Source organism: Microbacterium sp. LjRoot205 (assembly GCF_056175745.1).
Map to the genome: position 1 here is coordinate 77,220 of NZ_JBGFFH010000006.1, position 18,298 is coordinate 95,517.

Sequence of the window (18,298 nt, forward strand, 5' to 3'; positions counted from 1 at the left end):
CGACTCCGCTCTCTGCTGCACTAATCAACGAAAGAAACTGAGATGACGATCACGACGAGACGTCGAGGATCGCTCGCCAAGGTCGAGGCCCGCCAGGCGCTGGGATTTGCCAGCCCAGCCCTGGTGGGGCTCGCCCTGTTCACGATCGTGCCCGTGGGGCTGTCGATCGTGATGAGCGTCTTCGATTGGCCGACCTTCGGCGAGCGGACCTTCAACGGTGCGGACAACTACATCAGGCTGTTCACCAGCAGCCCCGACTTCTGGCCGGCGCTGCGCAACTCGGCGGTGTACACGCTGCTCTACGTGCCGCTGAGCGTCGCTCTCTCGCTCGTGCTCGCCCTCGGCCTCGGTCCGCGCATCCGCGGACGCGGAGCCCTGCGTGTGCTCTTCTTCATCCCGGTCGTGACCCCGATGGTCGCGAACGTCCTGGTGTGGAAGATGATGCTGCAGCCCCAGGGCCTGTTCAACGGTCTCTCGGAGACCTGGTTCGGGATCCAGTTGCCCAACTTCCTCGCCGACCCCTCGTGGGCCATGATCATGGTCGTCGCGATGAGCGTCTGGCAGGGACTCGGGTACAACATGCTGATCTTCTCCGCCGCTCTCGAGCAGCTCCCCGAGAGTGTCCTCGAGGCGGCGAGCATCGACGGTGCGCAGGGGTTCCGCCGCGTCTGGAGCATCATCATCCCGATGATCTCGCCGGCGATCTTCTTCGCGACGATCATGACGATGATCACCTCCCTCCAGGTGTTCGTCCAGCCCCAGCTGCTCACCGGCGGCGGGCCAGGGAACGCCACCAAGCCGCTCGTCATGTTCATCTGGGAGCAGGGCTTCACGTTCGGCGACCTCGGCCTCGCCGCCGCGGCCGCCTGGATCCTCTTCGCGATCATCATCGCGATCACCGGCCTGCAGTTCGCCGCACAGAAGAAGTGGGTGCACTATGAGCACTGAAACCCTCATCACGCCCACCGCGGCCATGCGCACACCCCGAGAGCTGCGGCGCGCACGTGGTGCAGCGACGACGCCGGCGGCCCGTGTCCGCCTCGTCATCGCGCACGTGTGCATCTACATCGCCGCGCTGATCTTCGTCTCGCCCATCGTCTACGCGTTCTTCTCGGCGCTGAAACCGAACACCGAGATGTTCTCGATGCCGCCCACGCTCGTCGGCTCCGAGGTGCGGTGGAGCAACTTCGTGGACGTCTTCGCCTACGGCCCCTTCGTCACGTACATCGCGAACTCGTTCATCGTCGCGATCCTCGGAACTCTCGTGGTGCTGGTCGTCTCGACCACAGCCGGCTACGCGTTCGGGCGCCTCCGCTGGAAGGGCAGGGATGCCGTCTTCATCCTGTTCCTCGCGACTCTGATGGTTCCGGCCGAGGTGCTCGTCATCCCGATGTTCCAGGTGATGCAGTGGTTCGACTGGGTCGACACCTATCAGGCGCTCGTGCTGCCTTTCGCCTTCGGCGCCTTCGGAACCTTCCTGATGCGGCAGTTCTTCCGCGGCATCCCGTATGAGCTCGAAGAGGCCGCCCGCGTCGACGGCGCGGGTCCCGTGCGCACGTTCCTGCAGATCATCCTGCCCCTGTCGAAGTCGGCCGTCGCGGTGCTGGCGGTCTTCACCTTCCTGACGTTCTGGAACAGCTACCTGTGGCCGTTGATCGTCACAGTCGACTACGACGCGCACGGCACGCTTCCGGTCGGTCTCGCGAGCTTCGCGGGGCTCACCGGCACCCGGTGGGATCTGCAGATGGCAGCGGCGATCATCTCGATGATCCCGACGACTCTGCTCGTGATCGTGCTGCAGAAGCACCTGGTCAAGGGCATCGCGATGGCGGGGCTCGGCGGACGATGACGGTCACCGATCAGGAACAGATGGCGGTGACGCCGGGTGCACGACCGCCCGGGGCATCGCAGGGCATCGTCGGGATCGATATCGGAGGCACCAAGATCGCGGGTCTCCTCGTCGACGAATCGGGAACGATCGTCACGCGCGCCAGCGTCGCGGCGCCCGCGAGCGAGGGCGGCGACGCGATGGCCGATGCCGCGGCGACGCTCGTGCGTGATCTCGTCGCCCGCGCCTCGGCGCGGCTCGTCGCGGTCGGCGTGGGAGCGGCAGGGGTCGTCGATCATGCGACCGGCACCATCCGCGCGGCTTCGGCGACCTTCGTCGGGTGGGCGGGCTTCCCTCTGGCCGATGCGCTGTCCTCGCGGCTCTCGGTGCCCGTGAGCGTCGAGAACGACGTCAACGCCTTCCTCCTCGGCGAGGTGGCTGCCGATCGCCGTGCCGACGACGTGCTCGGCGTGATGCTGGGCACCGGAGTCGGCGGCGCCGTGATCATCGACGGACGGCTGCGGCATGGTCCGCACGGAGCAGCGGGTGAGATCGGCCACACCCCCGGGTACAGCGACCTCGTCTGCACCTGCGGCCAGGTCGGTCACCTCGAGACCCTGGCCTCCGGGACCTCGATCGCACGCCGATACTCCGAGCGCGTCGGAGATGCCGTCGAGGACGCGCGCACCGTCGCCGAGCGAGCACGCTCTGGTGACCCCATCGCCGTCGAGGTGTTCGCGTCGGCCGGCCGCGCGGTCGCATTGGCGTGCGCGAGCGCGGCGACCCTGCTCGATCTCCCTCGCGCCATTGTCGGCGGAGGAGTATCAGAGGCCTGGGATCTGCTGGCACCGGCGATCGAGCAGACTCTGCGGACGGATTCTCCCGTCTCCGGCCTGCCGCTCGTCATCGCACCGGCGCGGCTGGGTGCGGATGCCGTCGCGCTCGGCGCCATCGAAGCAGCGCGCCGGACGCTCGTGACGGCGGGAGAGAGATCATGACGAACGTGACAGAGGAGACAGCAGTGACCGCACGACCCGAGGCCAGCGAGATCTGGATGGGCGCGCTTCCTGACGTCGAGACGGGCGGGCTCGAGCGACCGAGGATCGGGATCGCCGGGATCTCGATCGAATCGAGCACGTTCTCGCCGCACATCTCCGGCGACGAGGCGTTCACGGTTCGCACGGGTGCGGAGCTGCGCGCCTACTATCCCTTCCTCGACGAGGGGCGTGAGCTCGCGGAGGCCGCGGACTGGGTGCCGCTGACCCACGGCCGATCGCTTCCCGGTGGTGCCGTGGATGCTGACACCTACCGCCGCATGAAGACGGCCATCGTCGATGGCATCCGCGCGCACGGGCCGTTCGACGGGTTCTTCTTCGACATCCACGGCGCCATGAGCGTCGTCGGCATGGACGACGCCGAGGGGGATCTCGCGCTCGCTGTGCGGGAGGCGCTCGGGGACGACACGCTGGTGTCGACGTCGATGGATCTGCACGGCAACGTCTCGGAGACGCTGCGCGACGCCGTGGACCTGCTCACCTGCTACCGCATGGCACCGCACGAGGACTGGCTGAACACCAAGGAACGAGCCGTGTGGAACCTCCTCGCCCGGCTGCGGGGGGAGTGCGGTGCCGATCCGCAGCGCCGGCGCCCATATACCGCGTGGGTACCAGTGCCGGTGCTGCTGCCGGGTGAGAAGACGAGCACCCGACTGGAACCCGCCAGGGGGATCTACGCCGAACTCCCGCTGATCGACGCACTTCCCGGTGTCGTCGACGCCTCGGTGTGGATCGGCTACGCCTGGGCGGATGAACCACGTTGCCAGGCGTACGTCGTGGTCACCGGTGACGATCGCGAGGTCATCACCCGCGAAGCGGAGCGCATCGCCCGGATGTTCTGGGAGGCACGCGAGGACTTCGTGTTCGTCGCCGAGACGGGGTCGCTCGAGGAGGCCCTCGCCAAGGCTCTCGCGCCGGATGCCGCGCGTCCGTACCTGATCTCCGACTCGGGAGACAACCCCACCGCCGGGGGCGCGGGCGATGTCACCTGGACTCTTGCGCACCTGCTCGACCGCCGCGAGCTGACGGACGGCTCGCACACCGCTCTGGTCGCCTCGGTGTTCGATGCCGACGCGGTCGCCCAGGCGGTCGCTGCGGGAGCCGGCGCCACGGTGTCGCTGTCGGCGGGAGCCCGAGTGGACGACGGCCCGCATGGGCCCGTCGAGATCACCGGCACCGTCTTCTCGATCACCGAGGGTGATCCGGACGCTGGCACGCAGGTCGTGATCGCCGTCGGGGGTCTGTATGCGATCATCACCGAGCGCCGCAAGCCCTTCCATCATCTGGCCGACTTCCGGATGCTGGGGCTGGAACCCACGACCGCCGACATGGTGGTCGTCAAGATCGGCTATCTGGAGCCCGAGCTGTACGACCTCGCTCGCGGCTGGACGCTCGCGCTCACGCCCGGTGGCGTCGACCAGGACCTTCTGCGGCTCGGTCATCATCGGCTGCAGCCGGGCGTGTACCCGTTCGACCCGTCCGGCACGCCGGACCTGACCGCCGTGGTCGGACGCCGCGGCGACCGTGAGGAGACCATCGCATGATGAACTTCGAGAAGCGCACGGGCCCCGACTTCGGCGCTGCGGCGCCTGTGTATCCGACGAACGGCGTGCCCGACTGGTACCGCGACGCGAAGCTGGGCTTCTTCGTGCACTGGGGTCTCTACTCGGTGCCGGCATGGGCGGTGCAGCACGGAGACGGCGTGAACATCCCCACGGAAGACGCCTACGCGTGGCACCAGTACGCCGAGTGGTACGGCAACACGGTGCGAATCGCGGGAAGCCCCACCTGGGAACGGCACCAGCGACTCTTCGGTCCCGGAACCTCGTACGAGGACCTCGCCGATCGATGGGATGCGTCGGCATTCGATGCGGACTCCTTCGTCGGAGAGCTCGTGGATGCGGGGGCTCGGTACATCGTGCCGACCACGAAGCACCACGAGGGGTTCTGCCTGTGGGGCACCGAGACGACAGGATTCAATGCGGTCGCCCGCGGGCCCCGTCGTGATCTGATCGCGGAGTTCCAGGCCGCGACCCGCAGGGCGGGAGCGAAGTTCGGCGTGTACTACTCGGGCGCGCTCGACTGGCATGTGAGCGATTTCCCGCCGATCGAGTCCGACACCGACCTGTTCCGCTACCGCCGCAACGATGAGCACTTCGCCCGCTACTCGGCGGCACAGCTCGACGAGCTGATCGAACGGTTCTCGCCCGACCTGCTCTGGAACGACATCGAGTGGCCGGACGGCGGGAAGGCCAGGGACGACTACGCGGTCGCCGCGCTGCTCCGGCGCTACTTCGATGCGGTGCCCGACGGCGTCGTGAACGATCGGTGGGGAGTGCCCTACCACGGCTTCCTTACCCGTGAATACACGGACATTCCCGAGATCATCCCTGAGCCGTGGGAGTCGACCCGCGGACTCGGCTACTCGTTCGGCTTCAACCAGGACGAGGACTCGCGCCACTCGCTGTCGGGCGCTGCGCTCATCAGACTCCTCGTCGACGTCGTCGCCAAGAACGGCAATCTCCTCATCAACGTCGGCCCTGCCGCAGACGGTTCCATCCCCGCCCTGCAGCGCAGTGCGATGCGCGAGCTCGGAGGGTGGCTCCGGGCGAACGGCGACGCGATCTACGGCACTCGCCCCTGGATCAGGATGGGGGAGTCGACCGGGTCTCCGCGTCGGTACACGCGCTCCGCAGCCGGAGTGCACATGCACGTGCTCGATCCCACGACGGGCACGGCCGAGCTGCCGGCGGAGTTCGACGAGAGCGCGCTGCGCTGGGTGGACGGCTCAGCGGTCGAATCCACGTCCGATGCGTCGGGCGTGCGCACAGCGATCATCCCCTCGGCGCTGCGCGCGGAGGCGGTCGCGGTGCTCACCGCTTCCGGAGTCTGACCGGCCCCGTAACCCGTTCGCGCGAAGGGGCCCGGTGCGCATCGCACCGAGCCCCTCTCGGCGTGCGGTCGTCCGTCACTCGGACGGTGCGTCCTCGATCACGGGCGGGGCGTCGTCGCCGTTGGTCCAGACAGGAGCCGGGAGAGCGGTGTCGACCGCGCCGGCCTGGATCTCGCGCAGCGCGTCTTCGATCTCGTCGGCGTTCTGAGGGACGGACAGTCCGCAGGCATTCAACTCGGACGCGAACTTCAGCGTGAGGCGGGATTTGCCAGCCTCCACGGCTTCTGCCGTGGTGCCGATGCGCTTCTCGCTGCCCGTCTGGATGTCCGACACGTCTTCGCAGACGTGGTAGACCGCGCCGCCGTCGACCCACACGACCTCGTCCTTGCCGAGGAGCTGGATCACGGCTGACTGGTCGGCGGTGTACTTCTCGACGGAGGGCGGGTTGAAGTCCACTCCGATCACCGTGGCGAGCAGAGCGAGGACCACTCCGACGATCCCGGCGGTGGTCTTCTGGCCCTTGCTCATGTCCTTATTGAGGAAGATGAGGATCACCAGGGGCAGGAACGCGACGATCGCGATGATCGCGCCGAGCTGGTTCTGCACGAAGAAGCGCACCGTCTCGGACCTGCGGGCGGGATCGAGACGGTTCGCCTTCTTCCACAGGATCGAACCGGTGATGGCAAGGGCTGCGATCACCACGAGCAGCACGAGGAGGGTGACGAACGCCCACTGCGGGAACACCACGGTGACGCCGCGGTCTTCGAGCAGGCCGGTGTCCGGATCGCGGACGAGGGCTCCGTCCTCGCCGACGTACTCGCGCTGGCGCAGGAGCCAGAAGATCGAGACGCCCTCGCCGATGATCGCGAGCGCCCACAGCACGGCGGCGATCCAGCGGAACGTGGTGGCCCTGGACTTGGCTGCGGCCGTCGGCTTCCACCCGGCTGCGGGTTCGTCGACGGAACCGCCAGAGGGGCTCTGGTCGGCGCTCTTGTTCTGCTCGGCCACGATCTTCCTTCCGGAAAGGGCCCCGGTGGCCCAGATGCCCCCGAGCATAGTGGACGACGTGTCCTACGCTGAGGACATGACTTCCGATTCCGACGACGCCCTGACCTGGGACGGTGACGACGGCGTCGCGCCGAAGACGCCCGCACCGAAGGGCTCTGACAGAGAGGCGTCCGCGCCCCATGGCGACGCCTCCGACGACGCAGCCCTGCCGGACGGGTGGAACGCCGTCGGCCGGGGCAGCGAGGCCGTCGGGCACGTCAATGCCGACGGCACGGTCACGATGCCCGATGAGCAGGAACCGGCGCATCTGAGCACGGCGATGCTCCTGACACTCGGGATCGTCGGCGGCGTCTATCTGCTGTACAGCATCGGCTGGGTCGTCGGCGGCCTCCGGCTCAAGCCGCTCGCCAATCTGATCGTGGCCGATGCCATGTACGTGCCGTGGTTCGTGCTCGCGGTGGCGGCACCCGCTCTGTGGTTCCTCGCGGTGTGGGTGCTCACCCGGGCCAAGGCGGCCTGGATCCGCATCGGGCTGCTCCTGCTCGGAGTGGTTCTTCTCGTGCCATGGCCCTTCGTGACGGTGGGGGTGATCGGATCATGACCGGGACGCAGTCGGCTTCTCCCGCAGCCTCCGGTTCTCCTCGGTGGCTGAGCGCGGTCGTTCTCGGCCTCGCAGGTCTCTTCTACGCCTACGCCATCTGGAATGCCGTCGCGCATGTGATCTCGATGGCGCAGAACGGCCTCACGGGGATCGGATGGGTGACGCTGCTCTTCGGCGTCGTCTTCCCCGCCATCGTGTTCGTCTTCGCGTATGCGATCGGACGACGCCGTCGCGCCGGCGAGCTCGCGCTGGTGCTGCTGGCCGGCCTCGGCATCGTGGCGGTGTTCTGGTTGAGCCTGATCGGATACAGCATCCTCAACATGTCGGATCTCGTGACGGCCGTGGTCTGATCCACGGCGTCACACGGCACGGAGCAGCAGGAGCGCTCGGGTACAGTTGAGGTGATCGCGCCCCCATGGTGTGCGGCGCATCGGCCCCCTGTCGCGCTGCCCCGAAGGATCCCTGTGCCGAAGCCCGTCGTGCTCATCGCCGAAGTTCTCTCTCCCGCCACGATCGAGGCCCTCGGCCCCGACTTCGACGTCCGCAACGTCGACGGCACTGACCGCGAGGCGCTCTTCGCCTCGCTCGCAGAGGCCGATGCGGTGCTGATCCGCTCGGCGACGCACATCGACGAAGAGGCGCTGACGCACGCGCCGAAGCTGAAGGTCGTCGCCCGCGCGGGCGTCGGACTCGACAACGTCGACATCAAGGCGGCCACCGCGGCCGGCGTCATGGTCGTCAACGCTCCGACGTCGAACATCATCTCGGCCGCCGAGCTCACGGTCGGACACATCCTCAGCCTCGCCCGTCGCATCCCCGCGGCCCATGCCTCCCTCGCCGCCGGCCAGTGGAAGCGCAGCTCGTTCACGGGCGCGGAACTCTTCGAGAAGACTGTCGGCATCGTCGGCCTCGGTCGCATCGGCGCTCTCGTCGCCGCCCGCCTCGCCGCGTTCGACATGCGCGTCGTCGCGTACGATCCCTACGTCACCTCGGCTCGTGCGCAGCAGCTCGGTGTGCAGCTCCTCTCGCTCGACGAGCTCGTCGCCGAGGCCGACTTCCTCACGATCCACATGCCCAAGACGCCCGAGACGACCGGCATGATCGGCGCCGAGCAGTTCAAGGCCATGAAGCCGACCGCCTTCGTCGTGAACGTCGCCCGCGGTGGCCTCATCGATGAGGAAGCGCTCCACGCCGCGCTCGTCGCCGGCGAGATCGCCGGCGCAGGACTCGACGTCTTCACCTCCGAGCCGCCCGCCGAGGGCGGAACCGCTCGTCCGCTGCTCGACCTCCCCAACGTCGTCGTGACCCCCCACCTCGGTGCCAGCACCGAGGAGGCGCAGGAGAAGGCCGGTGTCTCGGTCGCGCGCTCCGTGCGCCTCGCGCTCGGCGGCGACCTCGTCCCCGACGCGGTCAACGTCGCCGGGGGAGTCATCGACCCCTACGTGCGCCCCGGAATCTCGCTCGTCGAGAAGCTCGGCCAGATCTTCGCCGCCCTCGCGACGTCGCCTCTCACGAGCCTCGACGTCGAGGTCCACGGGGAGCTGAACGACTACGACGTCAGCGTGCTGAAGCTCGCGGCGCTCAAGGGCGTCTTCACCAACATCGTCAGCGAGACGGTCTCGTACGTCAACGCGCCGCTGCTCGCCGACCAGCGGGGCATCGCGGTTCGCCTTCTCGCGGACGACGTGAGCGACGAGTACCGCAACGTGATCACTCTGAGCGGCGCTCTCTCCGACGGCTCGCAGCTCTCGGTGTCGGGCACCCTCACCGGTCCGAAGCAGGCAGAGAAGCTGGTCGCCATCAACGACCACGCGCTCGAGCTGCCGATCGAGAAGCACCACGTCGTGATGCTCTACACCGACCGCCCCGGCATCGTCGCGGTCTACGGCCAGAAGTTCGGCGAGGCAGGCATCAACATCGCCGGCATGCAGATCTCGCGGCTCGGCGCCGGTGACCAGGCGCTCAGCGTGCTGACGCTGGACTCGCCGGTGTCCGACGACCTGCTTGAGGACCTGCGCACCGAGATCGACGCCGACCTGTTCCGTCAGATCGAGATCACCGACATCTGATCCAGACGCACGAAGAGAGCGGGAGGGGCGGCCGAGCGGCCGTCCCTCCCGCTCTGTCTCTCGCCCGTCTCAGGGAGCGGTGGTGCGGAGCACGAGGGCGATCAGATCGTCGAGCTCGCCGCGATGGGGGACGAGGTGCTCTTCGCCGTTCACGTCGAGTGAGTTGTTGAAGTAAAGTCCGTCGCTGAGCAGCATCACGAGGTTGAGGCTCGCCCGATCGCGCACGTGCGGACGGATCATGTCCTCCCAGCGGCGCCGCACTGTGCGCAGCGCCTCGCCCGCCGGCAGAGAGCCGCCCTGTGCCAGACGCGATGCGGCGATGAGCGCGCGATCCAAGGCGTCGTCCTCCATGACGGACGTGCGCACGTAGTACGCCACCGGACCCTCGTCTGCCGCGGCCATGCGCTCGAGGTCTGCCGTGGTGAGTGCGTCGAGACGATCGAGGAGTCCCGCCGCGAGGTCCTCTTTCGAACCGAAATGGTAGAGCAGCCCGCCCTTCGAGACGCCGGCGGCTTTCGCCGTCGCGTCGAGCGTCGCCGCTCGCTCGCCGTCATTGATGACGATCGACTCGAACGCGTCGAGCACGCGCTCGCGGGCCAGGGGAGGTCGGGGCATCGGGGTTCCTCTGTTCGTCTCTCATCACCGTAACGCCGACAGATGACGATTCTGTTACTATACCAGCTGGACGGTTTAGTTACGATGCCGTCGTGATCCTGAGAGGTGTTCCATGACCCGTACTGCGTCGATCCCGACGACAGAGACGGATGCTCCCCGCGTCGGAGCCCGTGGCTGGGCGGCGCTCGTCGTCCTCATGCTGCCGGTGCTCCTGGTGTCGGTGGACAACACGGTGCTGAGCTTCGCGCTCCCCGAGATATCCATCGCGCTCGCGCCCACCGGGGCGGAGCAGCTGTGGATCATCGACGTGTACCCGCTCGTGCTCGCGGGACTCCTGGTGACGATGGGAACCCTCGGCGACCGCTTCGGACGTCGCCGGATGCTGCTGATCGGTGCGTCCGGCTTCGCGGCCGTGTCGGCTCTCGCCGCCTTCGCCCCGACCGCCGGTCTGCTGATCGCCGCACGCGCGCTGCTCGGCTTGTTCGGCGCGATGCTCATGCCGTCGACGCTGTCGCTCCTGCGTTCGATCTTCCAGAACCGCGATCAGCGTCGCCTCGCGATCGCGGTGTGGGCGTCGGCCTTCTCCGCAGGTTCGGCGCTCGGTCCGATCGTGGGAGGGTTCCTGCTCGAGCACTTCGACTGGGGCTCGGTGTTCCTGATCGCCGTCCCCGTGCTCATCCCGCTGCTGATCGCGGCGCCGCTGCTCGTGCCCGAGAGTCGCGATCCGAATCCGGGACGCATCGACATCGTCAGCATCGTGCTCTCGATGGCCGCGATGATCCCCGTCGTCTATGCGATCAAGTCGCTCGCCGTCGACGGGCCGAGTCTCACCGCCGGCGCCTGGGCGCTGCTCGGCGTCGCCATGGGCTATCTCTTCGTGCGTCGCCAGCTCACCGCTGAAGTGCCCATGCTCGACATGGGCCTCTTCCGTCGGGGCTCGTTCTCGGGGGCGATCCTGGTCAACCTCCTCAGCGTGGTCGCGCTCGTGGGGTTCCTCTACTTCGTCTCGCAGCACCTGCAGCTCGTGCTCGGCCTCTCGCCGATGATGGCGGGCGCGGCACTCGTGCCCGGCATGCTCGCGATGATCGTGGCCGGACTCTCCGTGGTGCCGATCTCCCGCAGGGTGCCACCCCACATCCTGGTGCCGGTGGGACTCGTCTTCTCGGTCGCCGGCTATCTGCTCGTGGCGTTCACGACGTCCGATCACGGCATCGCGCCCCTCGTCATCGCGTTCGTGGTGCTCGGGATCGGCATCGGCGGTGCCGAGACGATCTCGAACGAGCTGATCCTCTCGAGCGCGCCGGCTGAGAAGGCCGGAGCCGCGAGCGCCGTGTCCGAGACGGCGTACGAACTCGGTGCGGTGCTCGGCACGGCAGTGCTCGGTGGCCTCATCACCGCGTTCTACCGGGGCGCGCTCCTGGTCCCGGAGGGCATTCCTGCCGAGGCCGCGCATGCGGCGACCGAGACCCTCGCGGGCGCCTACACCGCCGCGCAGGAGCTTCCTGCGCAGCTCGGAGACGCGCTGTGGGACGCGGCATCGGCGGCATTCGGTTCGGGCGTCATGGTCACCTCGCTGATCGGCGCAGGGCTGGTCGTTCTCGCCGGAGTGATCGCGGCCGTCACACTGCGCAGGGCCCCCTCGCACTGACCAGTACGCTGGGAGAACCGGCCCGCTCGGCATCCGCCCGAGCGCTGGCCGGTTCATCCCGATGCAAGGAGTGTCATGTCGCGTGTCGTGAAGCTGGCCGTCATCCCCGGTGACGGAATCGGCCCAGAGGTCGTCGCCGAGGCGGAGAAGGTCCTCGATGCGGTCACCGCCTCCAGCGGAGTGACGTTCGACAAGACCCGCTTCTCGCTCGGCGCCGCTCGTTTCCTCGAGACCGGCGACACGCTGACGGACGACGACCTGCAGGCGATCGCGGCTCACGACGCGATCCTGCTGGGTGCCGTCGGCGGCACGCCGGGCGACCCCCGGCTCAAGGATGCGAACATCGAGCGCGGGCTGCTCCTGAAGCTGCGTTTCACGCTCGACCACTACGTGAACCTGCGCCCGTCGAAGCTGTTCGCGGGTGCTCCGGGACCGCTCGCGAACCCGGGCGCCATCGACTTCGTCGTCGTGCGTGAGGGCACCGAGGGTCCGTACGTCGGCAACGGGGGCGCGATCCGCAAGGGCACCCCTCAGGAGGTCGCCAACGAGACCTCGGTGAACACGGCGTTCGGCGTCGAGCGCGTCGTGAGGTACGCCTTCGACCTCGCCGAGCGGCGCGGCAAGAAGGTCACACTCGTTCACAAGACCAACGTGCTCGTGCACGCCGGTGCCATCTGGCAGCGTGTCGTGAACGAGGTCGCTGCGGAGCATCCCCAGGTGACGGTCGACTACCTGCACGTCGACGCAGCGACGATCTTCCTCGTGACCGACCCCGCGCGCTTCGACGTGATCGTCACCGACAACCTGTTCGGCGACATCCTCACCGACCTCGCCGGCGCGGTCACCGGAGGCATCGGACTGGCCGCCTCGGGCAACATCAACCCCGATGGCGCGTTCCCGTCGATGTTCGAGCCGGTCCACGGATCCGCCCCCGACATCGCCGGCCAGCAGAAGGCCGACCCCACGGCGGCGATCCTCTCGGTGGCGCTGCTGCTCGACCACCTCGGGCTCGGCGCGGAGGCCGCTCGCGTGAGTGCCGCCGTGGAGTCCGACATCGCGTCCCGCACGGGGGCGCGCAGCACGGCGGAGATCGGCTCCGCGATCACTGCTCTGCTCTGAACGACAGGCGTAGGCTGAGACGGCGCGAGGATGCGCGCCACACGAGGAATGGATGACGAGATGACGACCATCGATGCCGAGACCACCGTGGCTCCACTGGAGTTCGCTGTGACCAAGAACCTGGCCGCCGCGACGGCCGGTCGTGTCGCCGAGGTTCATGAGAACCCCGGCTTCGGCGTGGTCTTCACCGATCACATGGTCGACATCTGCTGGTCGGCGAAGGGCGGATGGCACCGCCCGCGCGTGCAGCCGTACGGACCGATCCCGCTCGACCCCGCCGCCTCCGTGCTGCACTATGCGCAGGAGATCTTCGAGGGCATCAAGGCCTACCGTCACGCAGACGGGTCGATCCACACCTTCCGCCCCGACCGCAACGCCGCACGACTCCAGGCCAGCGCCCGTCGCCTCGCGCTGCCGGAGCTGCCCACCGAGTACTTCATCCAGTCGCTTCGCGAGATCATCGCGGTCGACGGGCGGTGGGTGCCGTCCGGCGCCGACCAGAGCCTCTACCTGCGCCCGTTCATGTTCGCCAAAGAGGCGTTCCTCGGTGTCCGAGCCGCGCAGAAGGTCGCCTACTACGTGATCGCAAGCCCGGCCGGCGCATATTTCAGCGGCGGCGTGAAGCCCGTGCGCATCTGGCTCTCCGAGGACTACGCACGCGCCGGCAAGGGGGGCACGGGCAAGGCCAAGACGGGCGGCAACTACGCGTCGAGCCTGCTCGCACAGAGCGAGGCCTCGTCGAAGGGATGCGACCAGGTCGTGTTCCTCGATGAGCAGCGCAACGTCGAGGAGCTCGGCGGGATGAACGTCGTGTTCGTGTTCAAGGACGGCCGCGTCGTCACGCCCGAGTCCGACAGCATCCTCGAGGGGATCACGCGCGACTCGCTGCTCCAGCTCGCCGAGGATCGCGGCTACACGGTCGAGAAGCGGCCGATCTCGATCGACGAGTGGCGCGAGGGCGTGGCTTCCGGCGACATCGTCGAGGTGTTCGCCTGCGGCACGGCCGCAGTCGTGACGCCGATCGGCGCACTCGTCGGCGAAGGCTTCGATGAGCCGCAGCCGCTCGGTGAACTCGCGCTGTCGCTCCGCGAAGAACTCACCGACATCCAGTACGGCCGCCGCGAAGACAAGCACGGCTGGCTCCTGCGCCTCGACGCCTGATCTTCGCAGGAACTCCCCGAGACCCCGCTGCGCGACCTGCGCAGCGGGGTCTCGTCGTCCGGCGCTCTGGATAGGCTGGTGGCATGAAGATCGCCCGATTCAGCCATGACGACGCCATCCTCTTCGGGATCGTCGACGACACCGACCTGGTCGTCCTCGCGGGCGATCCGCTCTTCGCCGGGTACGAACCCACCGGAGACCGAGTCCCGATCGCGGACGCGGTGATCCTGGCGCCGGTCATCCCTCGATCCAAGATCGTGTGCGTCGGCAAGAACTACCACGACCACGCCGCTGAGATGGGGGGAGTCGCCCCCGAGGAGCCGCTGCTGTTCCTCAAGCCCAACACCGCCGTCATCGGCCCGGGCGACGCGATCGTGCGCCCGTCGATCTCAGAGCAGACCGAATACGAGGGCGAGCTGGCCGTCGTGATCGGACGGGTCGCGAAGAACGTGAAGGCGGCGGATGCCCTCGACCACGTGCTCGGCTACACGATCGCCAACGATGTCACGGCGCGCGACCTCCAGCGCAAGGACGGCCAGTGGGCTCGGGCCAAGGGCTTCGACACGTTCTGCCCTCTCGGTCCGACCATCAGCACGGAGTTCGATCCGTCGGCGGCGACGATCGAGACCCGGGTCAACGGCGAGGTCCGTCAGAAGGCACCCCTGACCGACATGATCCACTCCGTCGAGGCGATCATCGAGCATGCATCCGAGGCCTTCACCCTGCTGCCGGGTGACGTCATCCTGACCGGCACGCCGGCTGGTGTGGGGGAGTTCGTCGCCGGCGACACCGTCGAGGTCGAGATCACCGGTCTGGGTATTCTGCGCAACACCGTGCGCGACGCCGTGCGCCCATCATGACCGTGGTCGCCCTGACGGCGGCTCAGCAGGCAGCGGTCCAGCGGAGAACCGTGCTGGTTCTCTCGTCTGGCCAGGTGCTCGGCGGCATCGCGTTCGGGGCGACCGTGTCGCTCGGCGCGCTGCTCGCCGCCGACATCTCCGGCAGCGACGCCTTGTCGGGACTCGCGACCGCATCGGTCACGCTGGGCGCCGCAGTGTGCGCGATCCCTCTCGCTCGCCTCGCCGCCAGGGTGGGGCGTCGCCGTGCACTGACGCTCGGCAATCTGTTCGCGCTCGTGGGGATCGCCGTCGTGATCCTCGCGGCGTCGCTGCGGGTGTTCCCGCTGCTGCTGGTCGGCATCCTCATGATCGGCGCCGGGAACGCGGGCAATCTGCAGTCGCGATTCGCCGCCACCGACCTCGCCGCGCCGCAGCACCGAGGGCGGGACCTCTCGATCGTCGTGTGGGCGACCACCATCGGCGGGGTCGCGGGCCCCCTGCTGCTCGGACCGGGTGAGGTCGTGGGCGCCGCGATCGGCATGCCGCCTCAGACCGGTTCCTACGTCTTCTCGTTCGTCGCTCAATGCGCGGCTCTCATCCTGTATCTCGTGGCGCTGCGGCCAGATCCTCTTCTGGCCGCGCAGAGGCTCGCGTCAGCCGCTGCTGCGGGGGCTACAGGCAAGGCGTTCGCAGACAGGCCGGTGGTGGCTCGCTACGCGATGTTCGCGGTCGCCGGTTCGCACGTCGTGATGGCGTCCGTGATGGCGATGACTCCTGTGCATCTCGCGCACATGGCGCACGGCGCGCACGGAATGGCGCCCACACCGGCCGATGTCTCGGCTCTCGTCGGCATCACGATCGCCCTGCACGTCGGCGGCATGTATGCGCTGTCGCCGCTCTTCGGCATCCTCGCCGACCGGTGGGGGCGGCTGCGTGTGGTCCTGCTGGGGCAGGTGCTCCTCGGGGCGGCCCTGGCGTTCGCCGTGTTCGCGAATGATCGGGAGTGGGGCGTGATCGTGGCTCTGATCCTGTTGGGGCTCGGATGGAGCGCGGCGACCGTCGCGGGGGCCGCGCTGCTGACCGAGTCGAGCGCCCCCGAGATCCGCACACGCAGGCAGGGTCGCAGCGATTCGCTCATGAGCCTCTCGGCAGCTGCCGGCGCGGTGCTCGCGGGCGTGGTGCTCTCGAACTTCGACTATGCCGGACTGGGCATCGCCGCGTCTGTCATCGTCGTCGCCATCGTCGCGCTCTCTCCTCTCGGGCGTCCGAGGCGATGAAGGACTGGGCGGGCACGGGGCGGGCATACGCCGATTCCTATGCCTCGCTGTGCGTCGGCACGGCGGGGACTCTGCTCGGGCGGCTCGGAGACCCTGCGGGTCGCTCGCTGCTCGATGTCGGTTCCGGAACCGGTCTCCTCACGGCCGCATTCACGGATGCCGGATGGGATACGACAGGGTGCGAGCCCGAGCCGACGATGCGGGAGGTCGCGCTGCGGCAGCACCCGGCGATGCGGGTGCGCGACGGAGCGCTGCCGTCGCTGCCGTTCGAGGACGCGGAGTTCGATGCGGTCGTGGCGAACTTCGTGTTGAACCACGTCGCCGACCCCCGCGCATCGGCCGGAGAGCTTCTCCGCGTCTCTGCCGGCCGCGTGGCGGCCACGATCTGGACGAACTCGCCGACCTGGCTCTGGCGAGAGGTGTGCCAGCGCGCGGCGCTCGTCCCGACCGAGGGCGAGCGGCTTCCGCCGGAGAAGGACTTCGAGCGGACCGTCGACGGCTTCGCGAGGATGCTCGACGATGCGGGCTGGATGCGCCCGCGGGTGTCGGAGATCACCTGGACGTGGTCGGCGGATGCGACTGCGCTGTGGGTGTCAGCCGAAGCAGGCGTCGGGGGAGCGGGCCAGTTCTACCGAGCGCTCGACGACACCGGTCGGCGCTCGTTCCGTGCTGCCTTCGAGTCGGTGTGCGCCGAGCGATCGATCGCCGGCCGCCTGCCGCTGGTGCATTCTGCCGCGGTTGCCGTGGCGTCGCGCGGCTGAGGCCGCCCTCGGCCGGAGTGCCCCGCGGTCGCTCGGTGCCGCGACCGCCCGTGTCGGTGCGGCACCGAGGACCACCTGCATCGCGGCGATCAGGTGTACCAGGTCGGCTCAGGCACCTCGTTGCGCAGCACGTAGTCGCCGACCTCCCGCTTCTTGTACGCGATCGGGTCGTGCAGGCTGTGCGTGCGCAGGTTGCGCCAGAAGATGTCGAGGCCGACAGAGTTGGCCGACGCTCTGGCACCGGTGAGCTCGTAGATCTTCGTGGCGACCTCCAGGCCGTCGTCGACGATGCGCAGCTTCCCCGCTGCGATGCGCACGGCGATCTCGCCGCGTCGGCGTGCAGTGAGGTCTTCTCGTGGAGCATGCAGCACCGCGCTGATCTCGGAGCCCACGGCATCCAGCAGCGCCTCATCCGCCCACAGCTTCGAGGCCAGTTCGCCGTAGCCCTCGAGCAGGTACCACTCGTCCGTCGCGTGCTGCTTGTCGTCGCCGCCGTACGGCCACGGTCGAGTGGTCGATCGGGTGTAGGCGGATGCCGTCTCGAGTGCACCCTGTGCGATGCCGAGGTAGAAGTTCGCGAACACGAGCTGGATGGTCGGCACGTTCAGCGTGTTGTAGGTCAGAGGCTGGAACACCCGGTCGACGAAACCGGCTGCCGCTGCCCAGGGGACGCGCACGTCGCGGATCTCGACGGACCCTGATTCGGTGAGCCGCTGGCCCAGGTTGTCCCAGTCGTTCCCGAAGACGATTCCCTCCTGCGCCGTGAGCACGATCGCGAAGATGTGCGTCTCGGTGCCTTCGAGGACCCCTTCGAGGACCGTCAGGTCCGAGATCCGACCACCGGTGGAGAAGGACTTCCGGCCGGAGAACACGAGGTCGTCGCCGTCTTCGCGGATCCCCAGATCGGAGTCGCGCGGGTTCACCGCGCCGCCGAAGACGTAGTCGTTCGCGGTGTACAGCTCCTCGATCGCGGCGATCTGCTCGTCGGTTCCGACGAGACGCGCCGCCCATGCCCAGAGGTAGTGGTACCCGAGGACCTGCCCGATCGAGCCGTCGCCGCGGGCCACCGCTCTGATCACCCGGTACGCGGTCTCCCAGCTCTCGCCCGCGCCGCCATGGACGCGCGGGCCGAGCAGAGTGACCAGACCCGAGTCCTTGAGCAGCTGCACCTCTGCACGAGGTGTCGCGTTCGCGCGGTCCCTCTCGACGGCGTCCACCGCGAGGATGTCCGCAACCTCCTCGGCGCGCTCGATCCATTCGAGGCTGGTCTGAGGTCTCGGTGCGCTCAGCCAGCGATCGCTGAGGCCTGTCGTCACTGCATCCGTGATTGTCACGTCGTCACCCTTCCGATTGGTCGATGCGGCAACGATAGGAGCGCGACGTGGTCGCATGCGGGTTGTTACCCACGGTGAGTGACTGTTACC

Annotated in this window: 17 protein-coding genes; 14 read left to right on the plus strand and 3 right to left on the minus strand. The window is 68.3% G+C overall.

Annotation, left to right across the window (positions count from 1 at the left end):
- Positions 1-42: 42 nt before the first annotated feature.
- From AC04ME_RS12945 to AC04ME_RS12965, 5 genes are read left to right on the plus strand one after another with little or no spacing between them, the layout of a single operon-like run.
- Positions 43-948, plus strand: coding sequence for a carbohydrate ABC transporter permease (locus tag AC04ME_RS12945; RefSeq protein WP_042541738.1), 906 nt, complete (start codon positions 43-45; stop codon positions 946-948).
- Positions 938-1,849 carry a carbohydrate ABC transporter permease gene (locus AC04ME_RS12950; RefSeq protein ID WP_475435331.1) on the plus strand — a complete coding sequence of 304 codons (912 nt, stop codon included), beginning with the start codon at positions 938-940 and terminating at the stop codon, positions 1,847-1,849. Before AC04ME_RS12945 ends, AC04ME_RS12950 begins: the two co-directional genes overlap by 11 nt.
- Positions 1,846-2,826 carry an ROK family protein gene (locus tag AC04ME_RS12955; protein ID WP_475435333.1) on the plus strand — a complete coding sequence of 327 codons (981 nt, stop codon included), beginning with the start codon at positions 1,846-1,848 and terminating at the stop codon, positions 2,824-2,826. The genes AC04ME_RS12950 and AC04ME_RS12955 overlap by 4 nt, the downstream gene beginning before the upstream one ends.
- A gap of 56 nt (positions 2,827-2,882) precedes the next feature.
- Positions 2,883-4,427, plus strand: coding sequence for a M81 family metallopeptidase (locus tag AC04ME_RS12960; RefSeq protein ID WP_475435435.1), 1,545 nt, complete (start codon positions 2,883-2,885; stop codon positions 4,425-4,427).
- Positions 4,424-5,776 carry an alpha-L-fucosidase gene (locus tag AC04ME_RS12965; protein WP_475435335.1) on the plus strand — a complete coding sequence of 451 codons (1,353 nt, stop codon included), beginning with the start codon at positions 4,424-4,426 and terminating at the stop codon, positions 5,774-5,776. Before AC04ME_RS12960 ends, AC04ME_RS12965 begins: the two co-directional genes overlap by 4 nt.
- Before the next feature lie 75 nt (positions 5,777-5,851).
- On the opposite strand, the gene AC04ME_RS12970 is transcribed toward AC04ME_RS12965, so the two are convergent.
- Complete coding sequence (locus AC04ME_RS12970; protein ID WP_153302167.1) at positions 5,852-6,784, minus strand: hypothetical protein; 933 nt, start codon at positions 6,782-6,784, stop codon at positions 5,852-5,854.
- Between the two features lie 76 nt (positions 6,785-6,860).
- On the opposite strand from AC04ME_RS12970, the gene AC04ME_RS12975 reads away from it, so the two are divergent.
- The 3 genes from AC04ME_RS12975 (at position 6,861) to serA (ending at position 9,454) form a co-directional block, all read left to right on the plus strand.
- Complete coding sequence (locus AC04ME_RS12975; RefSeq protein ID WP_475435337.1) at positions 6,861-7,385, plus strand: hypothetical protein; 525 nt, start codon at positions 6,861-6,863, stop codon at positions 7,383-7,385.
- The gene (locus tag AC04ME_RS12980) at positions 7,382-7,735 is read left to right on the plus strand and encodes a hypothetical protein (protein WP_042541735.1); all 354 of its coding nucleotides are present in this window, start codon (positions 7,382-7,384) and stop codon (positions 7,733-7,735) included. Before AC04ME_RS12975 ends, AC04ME_RS12980 begins: the two co-directional genes overlap by 4 nt.
- Positions 7,736-7,849: 114 nt before the next feature.
- Complete coding sequence (gene serA / locus AC04ME_RS12985) at positions 7,850-9,454, plus strand: phosphoglycerate dehydrogenase (protein ID WP_475435339.1); 1,605 nt, start codon at positions 7,850-7,852, stop codon at positions 9,452-9,454.
- A 69-nt stretch (positions 9,455-9,523) separates the two neighbouring features.
- Here the strand turns inward: serA and AC04ME_RS12990 are convergent, their stop codons facing one another.
- Positions 9,524-10,069: a TetR/AcrR family transcriptional regulator gene (locus AC04ME_RS12990; protein ID WP_475435341.1), complete on the minus strand. Its 546-nt coding sequence runs from the start codon at positions 10,067-10,069 to the stop codon at positions 9,524-9,526.
- A 112-nt stretch (positions 10,070-10,181) separates the two neighbouring features.
- Here AC04ME_RS12990 and AC04ME_RS12995 point away from each other — a divergent pair, with 112 nt between their 5' ends.
- The 6 genes from AC04ME_RS12995 to AC04ME_RS13020 all read left to right on the plus strand — a co-directional run bounded on the left by AC04ME_RS12995 (position 10,182) and on the right by AC04ME_RS13020 (position 16,874).
- Entirely contained in the window at positions 10,182-11,717 is a 1,536-nt protein-coding gene (locus AC04ME_RS12995; protein ID WP_475435343.1) for an MFS transporter, read from the plus strand.
- A gap of 75 nt (positions 11,718-11,792) precedes the next feature.
- On the plus strand, positions 11,793-12,836 hold the full coding sequence (locus AC04ME_RS13000) for a 3-isopropylmalate dehydrogenase (RefSeq protein ID WP_042541731.1): 1,044 nt from the start codon (positions 11,793-11,795) through the stop codon (positions 12,834-12,836).
- Positions 12,837-12,896: 60 nt separating this feature from the next.
- Complete coding sequence (locus AC04ME_RS13005) at positions 12,897-13,997, plus strand: branched-chain amino acid aminotransferase (protein ID WP_042542135.1); 1,101 nt, start codon at positions 12,897-12,899, stop codon at positions 13,995-13,997.
- Between the two features lie 83 nt (positions 13,998-14,080).
- Positions 14,081-14,857, plus strand: coding sequence for a fumarylacetoacetate hydrolase family protein (locus AC04ME_RS13010; protein WP_042541730.1), 777 nt, complete (start codon positions 14,081-14,083; stop codon positions 14,855-14,857).
- Positions 14,854-16,113 carry an MFS transporter gene (locus AC04ME_RS13015; protein ID WP_042541729.1) on the plus strand — a complete coding sequence of 420 codons (1,260 nt, stop codon included), beginning with the start codon at positions 14,854-14,856 and terminating at the stop codon, positions 16,111-16,113. The genes AC04ME_RS13010 and AC04ME_RS13015 overlap by 4 nt, the downstream gene beginning before the upstream one ends.
- Positions 16,110-16,874 carry a class I SAM-dependent methyltransferase gene (locus tag AC04ME_RS13020; protein WP_475435346.1) on the plus strand — a complete coding sequence of 255 codons (765 nt, stop codon included), beginning with the start codon at positions 16,110-16,112 and terminating at the stop codon, positions 16,872-16,874. The genes AC04ME_RS13015 and AC04ME_RS13020 overlap by 4 nt, the downstream gene beginning before the upstream one ends.
- Before the next feature lie 89 nt (positions 16,875-16,963).
- Here AC04ME_RS13020 and AC04ME_RS13025 read toward each other — a convergent pair whose 3' ends face one another.
- Entirely contained in the window at positions 16,964-18,208 is a 1,245-nt protein-coding gene (locus tag AC04ME_RS13025; protein WP_475435348.1) for an acyl-CoA dehydrogenase family protein, read from the minus strand.
- Between the last annotated feature and the right edge of the window lie 90 nt (positions 18,209-18,298).